The organism is Nitrosomonas sp., from assembly GCF_019752415.1.
Taxonomy (GTDB): Bacteria; Pseudomonadota; Gammaproteobacteria; order Burkholderiales; family Nitrosomonadaceae; genus Nitrosomonas.
The window spans coordinates 36,418-50,016 of the sequence record NZ_JAIEME010000033.1; the positions used below are offsets into that span (position 1 = coordinate 36,418).

Annotated in this window: 13 protein-coding genes; 2 read left to right on the plus strand and 11 right to left on the minus strand. The window is 46.4% G+C overall.

What is annotated here, in order from left to right; translation table 11 throughout:
* Nucleotides 1-16: 16 nt before the first annotated feature.
* The 9 genes from K2P83_RS06200 to umuD all read right to left on the minus strand — a co-directional run bounded on the left by K2P83_RS06200 (nucleotide 17) and on the right by umuD (nucleotide 9,925).
* The gene (locus tag K2P83_RS06200) at nucleotides 17-418 is read right to left on the minus strand and encodes a hypothetical protein (RefSeq protein ID WP_292927353.1); all 402 of its coding nucleotides are present in this window, start codon (nucleotides 416-418) and stop codon (nucleotides 17-19) included.
* Between the two features lie 92 nt (nucleotides 419-510).
* Entirely contained in the window at nucleotides 511-2,277 is a 1,767-nt protein-coding gene (gene lpdA, locus K2P83_RS06205) for a dihydrolipoyl dehydrogenase (RefSeq protein ID WP_292927355.1), read from the minus strand.
* A gap of 63 nt (nucleotides 2,278-2,340) precedes the next feature.
* Nucleotides 2,341-3,606, minus strand: coding sequence for a glutamate-5-semialdehyde dehydrogenase (locus K2P83_RS06210; protein WP_292927357.1), 1,266 nt, complete (start codon nucleotides 3,604-3,606; stop codon nucleotides 2,341-2,343).
* Nucleotides 3,607-3,863: 257 nt separating this feature from the next.
* Nucleotides 3,864-4,991 (minus strand): NAD(P)H-dependent oxidoreductase, encoded by a 1,128-nt coding sequence (locus K2P83_RS06215; protein WP_292927359.1) that lies wholly within the window; start codon nucleotides 4,989-4,991, stop codon nucleotides 3,864-3,866.
* A gap of 273 nt (nucleotides 4,992-5,264) precedes the next feature.
* Nucleotides 5,265-6,827, minus strand: a complete 1,563-nt coding sequence (locus K2P83_RS06220) for a di-heme oxidoredictase family protein (RefSeq protein WP_292927361.1) — start codon at nucleotides 6,825-6,827, stop codon at nucleotides 5,265-5,267.
* Between the two features lie 551 nt (nucleotides 6,828-7,378).
* Nucleotides 7,379-7,528, minus strand: coding sequence for a hypothetical protein (locus K2P83_RS06225; protein ID WP_013967014.1), 150 nt, complete (start codon nucleotides 7,526-7,528; stop codon nucleotides 7,379-7,381).
* A gap of 13 nt (nucleotides 7,529-7,541) precedes the next feature.
* The gene (locus tag K2P83_RS06230) at nucleotides 7,542-7,865 is read right to left on the minus strand and encodes a hypothetical protein (RefSeq protein ID WP_292927364.1); all 324 of its coding nucleotides are present in this window, start codon (nucleotides 7,863-7,865) and stop codon (nucleotides 7,542-7,544) included.
* A gap of 177 nt (nucleotides 7,866-8,042) precedes the next feature.
* Nucleotides 8,043-9,317 carry a Y-family DNA polymerase gene (locus K2P83_RS06235; protein ID WP_292927366.1) on the minus strand — a complete coding sequence of 425 codons (1,275 nt, stop codon included), beginning with the start codon at nucleotides 9,315-9,317 and terminating at the stop codon, nucleotides 8,043-8,045.
* Nucleotides 9,318-9,319: 2 nt separating this feature from the next.
* Nucleotides 9,320-9,925, minus strand: coding sequence for a translesion error-prone DNA polymerase V autoproteolytic subunit (umuD, locus tag K2P83_RS06240; RefSeq protein ID WP_292927368.1), 606 nt, complete (start codon nucleotides 9,923-9,925; stop codon nucleotides 9,320-9,322).
* Nucleotides 9,926-10,360: 435 nt separating this feature from the next.
* Here umuD and K2P83_RS06245 point away from each other — a divergent pair, with 435 nt between their 5' ends.
* Together K2P83_RS06245 and K2P83_RS06250 are read left to right on the plus strand one after the other, a co-directional pair.
* The gene (locus K2P83_RS06245) at nucleotides 10,361-11,212 is read left to right on the plus strand and encodes a DUF547 domain-containing protein (protein WP_292927370.1); all 852 of its coding nucleotides are present in this window, start codon (nucleotides 10,361-10,363) and stop codon (nucleotides 11,210-11,212) included.
* A 210-nt stretch (nucleotides 11,213-11,422) separates the two neighbouring features.
* Nucleotides 11,423-12,277: a hypothetical protein gene (locus tag K2P83_RS06250; protein WP_292927372.1), complete on the plus strand. Its 855-nt coding sequence runs from the start codon at nucleotides 11,423-11,425 to the stop codon at nucleotides 12,275-12,277.
* A gap of 74 nt (nucleotides 12,278-12,351) precedes the next feature.
* Here the strand turns inward: K2P83_RS06250 and K2P83_RS06255 are convergent, their stop codons facing one another.
* Nucleotides 12,352-12,921 (minus strand): toll/interleukin-1 receptor domain-containing protein, encoded by a 570-nt coding sequence (locus tag K2P83_RS06255; protein WP_292927374.1) that lies wholly within the window; start codon nucleotides 12,919-12,921, stop codon nucleotides 12,352-12,354.
* Between the two features lie 75 nt (nucleotides 12,922-12,996).
* Nucleotides 12,997-13,284: a hypothetical protein gene (locus K2P83_RS06260; RefSeq protein ID WP_292927376.1), complete on the minus strand. Its 288-nt coding sequence runs from the start codon at nucleotides 13,282-13,284 to the stop codon at nucleotides 12,997-12,999.
* Between the last annotated feature and the right edge of the window lie 315 nt (nucleotides 13,285-13,599).

A 13,599-nucleotide genomic window follows, 5' to 3' on the forward strand; every position in this document is an offset into this window, starting at 1 on the left:
GAAATATCTCTACGGGTTATTTTAATTCCAAAGACAGTGTTTGATTTTTGTAGGTGCAAGCATACCGGTGAATTTCCAGGCAGTGTGAAGTAATCGTAATTTGATAAGTGCCAGGCACTTCATTTTTGCTATCAAACTTAAATTCAAAATGACCTTCCGCATTACTTGGATAGGATTGATCAACAGCCATCGTGCCATCGGGGCGGATCAGTTTGAAATTAAGCAAAACATCGGGGGCCGGCTGCGCATTGTAGTCTACCCGTCCATGCAGAATAACCATGTCTCCGACTTTAAATTGTGTTGGAGGATCGATCAGAACAGGTTCTGAGATATGCGTTGCAAATGAATTTTGTATCACACCACATAAAATAAATAGTAATGCGAAAGAAATACCGTAAGTTTTTTTTGTGGTTATCATGAAATTAATAAAAGTTGATTGTCATTGTTTTGTTTTCGGGAATCAGAAATCGGGAGGGTATTTTTCTGAATTTTCAGAGATATTCACGTCGCCTATTTCTTTGGTATATAAAGATCGGTGATAGTTCCTTCCGCCATTTCTGCGGCGAACAATATGGTTTCCGAGAGCGTGGGATGCGGGTGAATGGTCAGACTGATGTCTTGCATATCCGCACCCATTTCCAGCGCTAAAACCGTTTCCGCGATCAACTCGCCGGCATTGATGCCCACTATGCCGGCACCCAGTATGCGACGGGTATTTTTATCCCACAGCAGTTGCGTTAATCCTTCTTCGCGCGCCATGGATATGGCACGGCCGCTGGCAGCCCAGGGGAAGCTGGTTTTCTCATAATCGATACCCTGTTTGATGGCTTCTTTCTCAGTCAGTCCCATCCAGGCAATCTCAGGGTCGGTGTAAGCGACGGAAGGAATGGTGCGGGCATCAAAAATGGCTTTATGCCCGACAATAATCTCTGCAGCCAATTTGCCCTCATAAGTGGCTTTGTGCGCCAGCATCGGTTCACCTACGATATCGCCAATTGCAAAAATGTGTGGCAAGTTAGTGCGCATTTGCTGATCCACCGGGATAAAACCGCGTTCGTTGACTTGAATGCCGATTTCCGCGGCACTGATCGCACGCCCATTCGGATGGCGTCCGACGGCCATTAGAATACGGTCATAGGTTTGCTGTTCCGGCGCATTTTCTCCCTCAAAGGTCACGGTCAGCCCGGATTCACCGGCTACAATCTGAGTTACCCTGGTTTTTAGATAAATCGCCTCGTAGCGTTTCTTGATACGGCGATGCAGCGGTTTGATCAGATCGGGATCAGCGCCCGGGATCAATTGATCCATCCATTCCACCACAGTGATTTTGCTTCCCAATGCGGAATAGACTGTGGCCATTTCCAGGCCGATGATGCCGCCACCGATAACCAGCATGTGCTTCGGCACGTCTTTTAGTTCAAGTGCTCCGGTGGAATCGATCAAGCGCGGATCATCGTAAGGAAAACCAGGGATACGCGCGACGCTGGAACCGGCTGCGATGATGCAGTGCTCGAAAGAAACCGTTTTCTGTCCATCCGTAGTTTCAACTTGAATCAGATGTGGCGTAGTGAACTTCCCGGAGCCGTGGATGATTTCCACCTTGCGCTGTTTCGCTAGTGCTTTCAGGCCCTTGGTCAGTTTGCCGATCACCGATTCTTTCCACGTACGCAGCTTAGCGATATCAATTTTGGGTTTGCCAAAAACAATACCTTGCGCTTCGACATCCTCTGCTTCCGTGATTACTTTGGCCACATGCAGTAAAGCCTTGGAAGGGATGCAGCCAACATTCAGGCACACGCCACCGAGCGAGGCGTAGCGCTCGATTAAAACCACCTTTTTACCCAGATCGGCAGCGCGAAAAGCCGCGGTGTAACCACCGGGACCGGCGCCAAGCACTACCACGTCGGCGTGAATGTCTCCCGGTGGAATGGATTGCGGTGATGTTGGCGCAGGGGCTGGGGTAACAATGGGAGCAGCAATTGCTTTCTCGCTGGTTCCGGTTATGGTTTCTGAGCGCGTTGCGGTTGCGGATTGCTCAGTCACTGCCAAAGTCATAATAACCGAACCTTCTGACACTTTGTCGCCCACTTTGATTTTGATTTCTTGCACGACACCGGCGTATGGGGAAGGTACTTCCATTGAAGCTTTGTCCGTTTCCAGTGTGATCAGCGAAGTTTCCTTCTCAATCGTATCGCCGAGGGAGACGAATAGCTCAATGACTGTAGCATCCTTGAAATCACCGATATCGGGAATCTTTATTTCGACAACTTGTGTCATAACAACCTTTGAGGTGGATTGAGTGCTGGGCACTCGTTCTGTATGAATATGTTTAAAAGCAGGTTACTGTCTTAACTGGCCGTCGCCCAGCACGACAAATTTTTGACTGGTCAATCCTTCCAAGCCGACCGGACCGCGCGCGTGGATTTTGTCGGTCGAAATGCCGATCTCAGCACCCAAGCCATATTCAAATCCATCGGCAAAACGCGTCGTGGTATTGACCATCACCGAACTGGAATCCACTTCACGCAGAAAGCGGCGTGCATGTGTGTAATTTTCCGTGACAATCGCATCGGTATGCTGCGAGCCATAGCGCGTAATGTGATCAATCGCCTGATCCAATCCAGTGACAATGCGAATGCTCAAAATCGGTGCCAGATATTCTTCGTACCAATCCTGTTCAGTGGCCGCATGCATTTGTGGAATGATGCCACATGCGGTTGCATCACCGCGTAATTCAACACCTTTGTCAAAATATATTTTGCTCAGCGCAGGCAGTATTTTCTGTGCAATGCCTTCATGGATCAGCAATGTTTCCATCGTGTTACAGGTGCCATACCGCTGCGTTTTGGCATTGTCGGCAATGGTGATGGCTTTTTCAAAATCCGCCTGATCGTCAATGTACACATGGCATACGCCGTCCAGGTGCTTGATCACCGGGATACGTGCTTCATTGGAAACCCGCTCGATCAATCCCTTGCCGCCGCGCGGCACAATCACATCGACAAAATCTTTCATCGTGATCAATTCGCCCACTGCCGCGCGATCGGTGGTCTCAATTACTTGCACCGCCGATTCCGGTAAACCGGCCAGACGCAATCCTTCTTTGACGCACGCGGCAATCGCCTGATTGCTATGAATCGCCTCCGACCCGCCGCGCAAAATCGCTGCATTCCCCGCTTTCAGGCACAAACCTGCGGCATCAGCCGTCACATTCGGGCGTGCTTCATAAATAATGCCGATCACGCCCAAAGGCACGCGCATTTTCCCCACCTGTATGCCGGAAGGGCGGTAATTTAATCCACTGATTTCGCCTATCGGATCAGCCAGTGCCGCAATCTGCAACAGACCTTCCGCCATTGTCGCCACGCCTTTGGCCGACAAAGTCAAACGGTCGATCATAGAAGCTTCCAGGCCTTTGGTACGTGCATTGTCCAGATCTTTGGCATTGGCTGCTAATAATAGCTTTTCATCCCGGCGAATGGCATCCGCCATCGCAGTCAGTGCACGATTCTTCGCCGCCGTGTCCGCTTTTGCGACCAAGCGCGAAGCCATGCGTGCTTCCTGGCCGACGGATTGCATGTAACTTTTGATGTCAGTGGTATCCATAGATTAATTTTAATAGGGAATCGATATCAAACGGTAAGTAGTTCGGAATTATAGTACAAGATGATAGTTATATTGTTGGTGCCGAGTTTAAATTGACTAGGCATTATCGCGACATAGCGTACTACACCACTGTGGATAAGTCGATCAGACTGAAATGATTGTTCCTCTATTAATTCTGTTCAGATATAGATGAGTGGCAACAGCGAAGCACCCTCCAGTGTTAGGAGTGTGCTGAAGGATGAAATGAGAGAATAGATCTACTTTGGCCGCGGGCGTGACAGCTTCGCCTGCACCGCATGGAGCCGTCCGGCACGTAACTCAACGACGGCTTTCGCTACGGCAAGCGCGACATTGCGTGTTTCTACCTGCACTGCGGTATCCTTGTCCAGGACATCGTGACTGGTCGCATAGGGTTCGAAGTATCCGATGTAGCGATCCAGGCGTGCCTGAGCTCCGGCATCAATAAAACCCATCCAGTCGAGCCAGTCGGACAAAGAACGGCGCGAACCTTCAATACCGGCCACATCACCGTGGACAATCACTCCGTAGGCGCGTCCAGCCAGGTGCTGCGGGTAATCCCATCCGGTCATCTCAAGTTCTTTCGCTCTGCCCGCATTCTTGCCCGATGTCGATGTAGGATCAGGGTTGCCGCCATCGGCACAGACCATGCGGTCTATCATCAATTTCAAAGGGCTTGGGCTCTGGTACCAATATACTGGGGTTACGATGATCACGGCATGGGCAGCCGTCCAGCGCTCATAGATTTCGGCCATCCAATCATTGTTTTGATTGAGAGAGTGATTGGGGTAACAACTACACGGCCAGTGACACAAAGGCATTGCTGTCGACACACATCCCTTGCATGGGTGGATGTTGCGACCATATTCCGAGGTAATCAGACTCAGATCGAGTACATCAACCTGGATATCAGCCTGTTCCAATGTTTCGCGAACAATCTTCAACAGCCGGAAGGATTTGGACATCTCGCCTGGACAGGTTCCATCATTGCGTGCCGAGCCGCAGATCAGCAATACCCGAGATGGCGTTGAAGGGTCACTCCAGCGCCGTTGAGCTTCTTCTATACGCTGCTTTGTAGACAGCCATTCGACTGATAATTCGTAATCCGGATCAACATATCCCGGACCTGCTTTCTGTGTAAAGGGTGCCTTGCGGCCATTGGTGTAAGCTTGCCAAGCGACTTCTTCAAGCCGTGCGATGGATTCATCTTCGCATCGGAACGCGGGATCAATGAATGTGGCACGGAATCGAACGCTAAATTCAGCACGATCAAGCCGACCTGACGTCTGGCCCTTGCGAATCTCGATCACCTTTGATGTCACTGCTGAATTGTCCGGATAGGTGTTGTTGCCGGGATGGTTTTCCATAAATTACTCCTTTATGCATGAGAAGCGATGACAGATAGTTGGCAATGTGTATTGCCAACAAGATTTATCGAATGCAGAGTAATGGTCTGGTGAGTTTGCCGTCTGTGCGCTAACTAACTCAGAGCGAGTTTATGGCCGTTACCGAACAGCATGTGGCTTCCTAATCCTGTTAATCGGTGTGCGGAAGTTACCAGAAAATATTGCCGGGATTTATCTGTGATGGAAACGGCTTTGCCCAAGGGCGAAGCCGTTTATTTTTTGATGATTACTTTATTAAGGCCATTCTTTTTTATTGCCACGCTCATCGACCACCAGATGTTTAGTGCCTTCAGGCAGGATCTGGAGAGTTTTCAGGAATTCAATGACTGAATTCTGATTTGCCTCACTGAGAGCTGTCCACTTGACATAGGTGCCATAGGCTTCGCCGCGATGTGCTTCGATAGCTTGACGCATAGTGGTATATTGCCCATGATGAAAATACGGCGGCTCATTAGCCGTGCCCCAGAGTTTTCGCGTCATAAAACGAGAGTTTCCTGCAAAAAATTCGGCGGATCCTTCAGGTGCATTCTGATCAATGGGTTCTCGATTGGGATCGCCTGGCCCACTGGTAATATCATGTAGTTTTAGATCGGTAAAAGCGGGCACCCAAACTACTTCTTTTTCAACTTTCAATCTTGGTTGATCAAGTTTTTCTTCTGTCAAATCAATCCTATATTCCTGCGTATTGCCTTTTTGTAAGTTGCCCTTGGGATTAAAAGGATTCGGTTCACTATAGATCCATCCTTTTTTATCTAAGGGTAGTTTAGGCACATGGCAACCCGAACACCCAATGTTTTGGAAAATCTGCTCACCAACACGAACAGCCGCCTCAATTTCAGGATCATTAGGAATCACCCGGCCAGGTACTGCAAGTTGCGCTTGAAATAAAGTGACTGCAGTGATGTCCGCACGAGTAATTTCGTTAACGAACTCATCTCCATCCGCATCCAAATTGATACCGAACCGTTCAGTCGACTGGATGCCATGATGCTGATTAAATGCATTATTAGTAAATTGGCGCAATGATACTACGCCACCCGCCTGATGAAATGGCTTAATAATCAGGCTTGGCGGATTATCGGCGCCATCACTAACCAAGCTTGATGCAAGCAATCCGTTAACATCGCTGGTATTCCAACTGCCATTTTGATTCCTCGCTAAAGTTCCGAATGAAACCCCCTTGCTAATCAGTTCTGCATTCCTGCCGGAGGTAATGGAATCCCGGATTTTTTGCAAATCTGTTGTCATCTGACGGCTCAACATCTCGATATAACCAGAACCGAACAGACCCAGTGTATTACGGGAATTGGCAATGGTTTGCTGTTGTACAAATTTGCCTTCCTCATCTAGTGCGCCCCGCGTTGGCGTCGTGTCATTATGGTCAAAGGTTGCAAAATCAAAACGTTGCCCGGTAATAAATGCATTGGTAACAATTTCTCCTCCGCCACCGATACGGGGTTTGTTATGGCAGCCTGAACAGGAGTTCGTATCCGGTGCTGAAATACGATTAAAGTTACGTGGAAAAACTAATGGCGAGGATGAATCTGTCAGCGGAGAGCCGGTCCCCTTGGTTAATGGACGTCCACCGCCTTCTTGATTGGTCCAATTCGCACCGAATAATAGCTTGCCGTGACCAATAAGCTTTCGCACTTTCATGTTGAATTCATCGCCGTCCTTCAAATGGTTTTGCACAGAAACTTCCTTGCCAAGTTCTGTTGCAAATGCATGGGATCCTCCCATTGTAAGTAAGCCGATAACAAAGATTGGAATGACTGCTAATCGATATTGATTATTCATAAATTTCTCCTGTAACTAAATATTTTTAGCCTGAATGTTTTAATAACTGCTATGAGGCATAGCTTTGTATTAATTGTTGGCGTCGCGTGAAAATTGGCAAGGTATTATGGCTGTGTAGCGGTACTACACAATGATAGGTGAGACGACCAATCCGGGAGTTGTCCGGAAATTTAAAACAATGTATTTCAGCGCTTATTTTTATCATTACACGCTAGGCTGATGTACTCAGTTCGGTAACGTACATAAAATCAGGATAAAGTAGCTGTCGATCTACTTGTTGTTGATGCGGGAATTTGCGTTAGCGTTGCTAAAATAAAAAACAGCCCTCCGAGGAGGGCTGGCCGAAAAATAACACGAACACTGGCAAGAGGGCGGGCTAAAACTCTCGCAGTAAGAAGCGGAACGCATCAGTAATGATTACTCATGCAGTATCACAACGGAATCCATACCAATCCACCACCGGGAATTATTCTACTATTATTGATTAGCAGCCTGACTGTCCCCGAGAAGGATGTTCAGTCACGATAAAATATTAAACTTTGAGAGACAATCTATTTTCCTATTTTTATATCTTTAATAGTTATCGTTTCCAGAGCATCGAATTTTTTCGGATCCATCATTTCTTCCAATAATTTCTTTATGTCTGCAATACTGGTTTTATATAAATTGATGTCTAATTCAACCGTCACTTCAACTTTCATAAGTTGCGCTCTTTTATTTGCATTTGATAAATAGATTACGGGTGATTATTGAACCCGAAGATGTCAAATATCCGACTGATGCTGATGGTGTGTTTGCGCCAAACTCACGGATCGCTTGAGAGAAAGGAACAACCTCACCTTGCTGATTCAATAGGTGATACCCACTTGTACCACAGATTTCCCCCGCTTTCTCAAGACAGTTGCTATAGTTCATTCCGGAGCCACTGCAGTTGATGTTATGCCCTTTGGTCCCGTCAGCCAGAAACACTTCTCTGGATGAAGCACAACCTTGAAGCGTTATGACAAAGATGATAAGAATAAAAAGTGATTGAGACATATTGGTTCCTTATAATATTTGGCCACAATACTGCTATGTGGAGGTAGGGCATTTCTCAATTCGATTTTATACTACATTACAATAACGCTGTTAAGTTCGGATGCTATGCCAAATTGCCACATTCCAAAATATAACTTATTTAATAATTACATCTCATAAACAGGCGATCCCAACTAATTATTCCGCAACACAAATCAATTCATCCCAGTTTGTCGTGTAATTCGGGCTTCTATTGACTTGTTTCATTCGCCATGATTGCTTAAAACCTTCGGATGCCAGCCTAATCGTGCCTCTCCCCATGCGGGCATTGACTTGATCAATCGCATTCATCAGTTTGTTCGATCTACTATCACTGTCTATTGATGCCAGGCCAAATAGATCACCCTGCCGGTTTTTCCTGAATACCAGATCAGACAACATTACCCCCGCTTTTTGATAACGATACCCGCTTCGATAAATTTTCCGTAATCCCCACAAGGCGGCCTTGGTCAGAAGCACGGTATTGTCCGTTTGCATTGGAAGCTTGATCGTTAAACCGTTTTCATAGGATGGCTGCTTGTCTTTGAACGGACTGGTGCGGATAGTGACATAAACCGCTCCGGCATAAGATTGTTGTCGGCGTAGCTTTTCTGCAGCTCTGCTAATATAAAATGAAACCGCTTCCTCAAGACTGGCCAAATCAGTTACCTTAATCCCAAATGAACGTGAACTAATGATCTGCTTTTTCGGTGGAGTAATTTCTTCCAGTTCAATGCAAGATGTACCATTCAGTTCATGAACAGTCTTTTCCATTACCACTGAGAAGTAATCTCGCATGACAGACGGTGAAGATCGCTTTAAATCCAGGACAGATTTTATTTTCATTGCATTGAGCTTGGGCGCCAGTCGTCTCCCAATTCCCCACACTTCTCCTACTTCGATCTGACTCAACCAATCATCTTGTTGTTGAGGCATGGCATTCAGATCACACACGCCAGCGAACTCTGGATTCTTTTTTGCAATATGGTTAGCCAGTTTTGAAAGTGTTTTGGATGCACCAATTCCAACGCAAACCGGAAGCCCGGTCCATTGTTTAATACGTTGCCTGATATCCTGACCATAACTTGTCAGATTCGAGAAACCTGTAAGATCAAGAAAGCATTCATCAATGGAATAAACTTCTTGTTTCGGGCTGTATGCTGACAATATACGCATTACCCGATTGCTCATATCGGCGTACAGGGTGTAATTTGATGAATAAGCCACTATCCCATGCTTGCGTGCCAGATCCTTTAACAGGAACCATGGTTGACCCATTTTGACACCCAGCGCTTTTACTTCATTGCTTCTGGCTACCGCACAACCATCATTGTTGGATAGGACCACAACCGGCACACCCTCAAGCTTAGGATTAAATACCCGCTCGCAGCTGACATAGAAATTGTTAACATCAATGAGGGCGATGCTACGCATGACTATTTGAAGCGCCTGAATGATCCTGTTACTACACCAAAAATCTCAAACTGCATATCTGGACGAATGTAAATGGGTTTGTAAGCACCTGATGAGTTGGCTGGCATAAGCCTCGGCATTTTGTTTGCCCCGTAATCAAAAATTTTAATAGTGAATTCACGGTCAACCACTGCAAGCACAATGTCGCCGATGCCTGGTGTCTTTGATCTATCTACCACAACTTTATCGTCTGGCAGTAAACCGACATCCATCATCGAATCTCCCTTAATCGTAACGAAGAACGTCGATGCCGCATGATCGATCAGAAATTCACTGACATCAAGGCTTTTTTCGATATGATCATCCGCCGGACTGGGGAAACCTGCCGCCACTTTGGTGGAAAAAAGCGGTAACAAGGTCGGCTGATCGCTAATGGCGGGAATAAGAAACTCATCCACATTGGATTCTTCTTCACCGGAGCCTGTTCTTTTACGCTGGTATGCGTCAAGAAAATTTTTGATGGTAGCTCCCTGACTTTCCGGTATGCGTATTGAAACAGTCGGTTCGCCAAATTTTCCCTGGCCGCGCGGCCTTCCCGCATTTTCTCTTTTCCCGCCACGATTTGACATGTTCGAATGACTCCATAATTGATATTTGAACAGTATTCAAACATGCAATGTATCGCAATGTCAACTCTGTCTTTCACCCCTCATGTAGGCAATCAAAAGACTGGCCACCCTTCTCTACATATTCCATTCACAAGTTGTTGTTGTGGTGCAGCAAAAACAATATCTTGTTCAGTTTCTTCATTCAGTCCTGATTCAGATTGACCACTGTACAGTAATCCCATCAGGAACCCTCTCGGAATGAATAACTGAAAGGAGAAGCAAAATGGGCGCCCCAAAAAATAGACCATGCTTCTGCAAGATATGGAATATTTGTTCGAGATGCTACCAATGGCTCATGCTTTCTTCTTTTAATTCGCCTGGCAATAAAGGCTTCGTTTTCATCACCGCGCCAAAACTCCAGTGCAAGTAACATCGATTTGATGTCAGGAGATTACTTTGAATAGCTTTAAACATTCACTACTGATAGTACTGCTGTGGCTTACTTCGAGCACAGTTTCAGCGGCACGATTCGATCATGCCATTTGGGATGATTTGTTACGTCAACATGTTTATATGGTGAATCAAGGAAAAGCCAGTGTTGTGGATTACTTTAATTTTTCTGCACATCGCGGTCAGTTAAGCAGCTATTTGTCCCAGTTATCGCAAGTCAAAGAAAGCGAATTTTCAGATTGGGATAAATCCGAGCAGCTTGCTTTCTTAATTAATGCCTACAACGCGTTTACGATAGACATGATTCTGAGGACTCAATCAACATTACCCCAGGATCGATACTATAAGCCACGTAATCTTCGTGAGAAATTACAGCTCATTTCCATGATAAAGAATCAGCAAAAAATTAACTTTATTCCCCTATTGGGTAAAATTCTTTCATTAAGCGAGCTTGAAGTTGATTTTATTCGTAGGCCTGGAAATTACGATGAACCACGTATTCATTTCGCACTCAATCGCGCTTCCATCGATTACCCGGCATTACGCAATCGAGCGTATAGCGGCATCGACTTAGAACAGCAATTAGAATCAGCAACACGCGCTTTCTTGTCAGATCGATCACGCAATCGATTGGACGAAGTGACTGGGAAACTCGAAGTTTCTGAAATTTTTGATTGGTACGAGAGAGATTTTGAGCGCGGTTCGCAAGGCTGGCCTAACCTGTCGCAATTCTTTACCCAATATCGCGATAGCCTTGCTGATACCGTACACACAAAAGAATTGCTTGCTACAGACAATTTTTATATTCGGTTTCTTGAGTTTAATTGGATTCTCAATGAAAAGCTTAGAACCCGATAAATCCATAATCTGACCTTGAACATAATCAATTGAGTCAGAAATTGCTTAACAACCTATCCGGTTTTGTCAGATACCCACTGCCTTGTAATAGCGCAGAAAAAACAGCACCATAATCACGCCTCGCTTCATTCAGTCCTGATTCAGATTGATCGCTGTACAGTGATCCCATCAGCAACCCACCCGGAACTCATTACTGAAAGGAGAAGCAAAATGGACACCACAAAAACCAAGCTATTCTTCTGCGAGATAAGGGATATTTGTTCGAGATGCGATCAATGGTTCATGCTTTCTTCTTTTAATTTGTCTGGCAATAAAGGGCTGCTACTTTTTATAGCCATTTTGCTACTGGCGGGTTGTAAAACAGTGCCCATTCAGGATAGGAATTTTGCTGAAAGGGACGGTTTTTTGGAACAAAGTGAAAATACAGGTTTTCGTGTTCATCACAACGCCGGTACTGACAATGCTGTTATCGGTTCCATGTACGCATCGGGCAAAAGCGCTTTACTCAATGGCGCGCAAGTAAAGATTTCTGCGAAGGTAAAGAATCATTCGTTTGTGAGCACGGGTCCTCAAAGCAGCGCACGCGTTGAATTCAAAGCATTGGATTCATCCTGCGTGATACGCGTCGATCGGTTTAATGTGGGTAATGCTTACGCGGATACATCGGATTGCCAGCAAAACATTGAAACCCTGCATGCAAGGATACAAGCCAAGGACGCTATCCTGCATATCAGTGTGTCGCAGCATCAGACGGAAGTCACGGTACTCAGTGGCGTGATCAAGGTCATATTGCTGGAAGATGCCACGCAATCCATTGACGTCAGAGCGGATCACGGAATTATTATTACCCATGAGGTTATCAACCGTCCTTATCCGGTTACTCCGGACGAAGTCTGGCAGCGCATACGCTGGAGAGGGGATTTCCAGCTCTATAAAACAGTCATTGACTGGAGTAAAGTCATCGCAGTCGCTGTCACTGTTGCCATCGTCGCGGCTGCCATAGTACTCAGTAGAGGTCATGGGGGTGGCGGTCATGGTGGCGGGTTTCCTAGACATCATAGATAGCGATATCTGTCTCATGTTACCTATTCATTTTCTTTGTTCGCGACCTGCCGCTGGCGCTCCACTTGAGTGAGGGGTTAGGCATCACGGTGCGCTAGTCTTTGCTCGAGAAGTTTTGCGAGTGTCGTTCGTTCAGTAGGCGATAGTTCTTTGGATGAAATCTGTATCTTGAGATCGTCAGTGATTGGTTCTCCACGACCTACTAGCGCGCCCACCACGCTTGAGATTGGCCCGGCGATCATCACACCCGCGCCAATGACTGCACCAGTAGGCGAAGGCAACGGTCTATTAGGGACTGGCGAAACGGAGACGACATTGCGGAAGTCCAGCCATTGGTACTCAGCCAGAGAACTTGGCAGTGGTGTTCCATCAAGTAGCACCGGTGCTATATCGACCTTGTGCGACATCGCGTCTTGATACTCGTCGCGTACCGCCGCGGATATTGCAGCGTTTGCTGACCAGAATAGGAGCACGCAGTCTGCTCGCTGTAGATTATCGGCAAGCACAGCACGCCACTTCTTGCCTGGTCGGATGGCATCTTCGTCGCGGAACACTTCTGTACCGCTTATCCGTAGTAGTGCGCAGAGTTGCTTCACGATCTCTCTGTCATGTCGGCTGTAGGAAGCAAATAGAAGTCGGCGCTTCATGAGACGGGCGTTTGTGATGTCTAACGTGAAGTTGATGGATGGCGCGCTTTTGCGCCGTACTGCTCGAACATAGGGTTAGGCGAGCTCACTTTTTGCTTCTGGGCGATCCAACTCCTCTAGTGCCTTTTTGAGGATATTGACTAACAAGTTTCGCTCATACTCGCTTGAGTACCAGAATTTTATCCCTGGTGTGTCATCGTCTTTGCCGTCTGCGTTGTTAGAGTGAATCACTCTATTTCCAAGGAGAATTTGTACAGCAGCGTGTTTAAATCCTTGGACTACCGGCTCTCTAATAAGAGTTACACGGTCTCCGTATTCATCCGTGATTTCTCTCAGTTCTTCAGCGTAAACATTGACTCGCATTTGTGGACTCCGAAAATTTAGTTGGTGGGGATGCGCATATGGCGCCTAACTAAAATTAGACGTCCGAAATGACGTAATATATTACGTCAAAAATGAAATCTGTTGTGGTAAGTTGCATGCTATCCCCTTTTGTATTATGGAAATGGACCAATTTAGGGAAACACTGATTTATTCGATCACATCGACTTTGGTCAAAAAGGTTTGATAAACTGCATCATACTGATAAATATGGAATAGGGCGATGCAATCAAGCTTTTCTGACCTGGAATATGCGGCAAAGAAGAAACAAACACGACGGGATCGCTTTTTGTCCGA

Coding starts and splice junctions, on each gene's coding strand:
- K2P83_RS06215 (WP_292927359.1), bottom strand. CDS start 4,991: ATGGAAAACCATCCCGGCAACAACACCTATCCGGACAATTCAGCAGTG.
- K2P83_RS06200 (WP_292927353.1), bottom strand. CDS start 418: ATGATAACCACAAAAAAAACTTACGGTATTTCTTTCGCATTACTATTT.
- K2P83_RS06250 (WP_292927372.1), top strand. CDS start 11,423: ATGGACACCACAAAAACCAAGCTATTCTTCTGCGAGATAAGGGATATT.
- umuD (WP_292927368.1), bottom strand. CDS start 9,925: ATGTCAAATCGTGGCGGGAAAAGAGAAAATGCGGGAAGGCCGCGCGGC.
- K2P83_RS06220 (WP_292927361.1), bottom strand. CDS start 6,827: ATGAATAATCAATATCGATTAGCAGTCATTCCAATCTTTGTTATCGGC.
- K2P83_RS06235 (WP_292927366.1), bottom strand. CDS start 9,317: ATGCGTAGCATCGCCCTCATTGATGTTAACAATTTCTATGTCAGCTGC.
- K2P83_RS06260 (WP_292927376.1), bottom strand. CDS start 13,284: ATGCGAGTCAATGTTTACGCTGAAGAACTGAGAGAAATCACGGATGAA.
- K2P83_RS06255 (WP_292927374.1), bottom strand. CDS start 12,921: ATGAAGCGCCGACTTCTATTTGCTTCCTACAGCCGACATGACAGAGAG.
- lpdA (WP_292927355.1), bottom strand. CDS start 2,277: ATGACACAAGTTGTCGAAATAAAGATTCCCGATATCGGTGATTTCAAG.
- K2P83_RS06210 (WP_292927357.1), bottom strand. CDS start 3,606: ATGGATACCACTGACATCAAAAGTTACATGCAATCCGTCGGCCAGGAA.
- K2P83_RS06225 (WP_013967014.1), bottom strand. CDS start 7,528: ATGAAAGTTGAAGTGACGGTTGAATTAGACATCAATTTATATAAAACC.
- K2P83_RS06230 (WP_292927364.1), bottom strand. CDS start 7,865: ATGTCTCAATCACTTTTTATTCTTATCATCTTTGTCATAACGCTTCAA.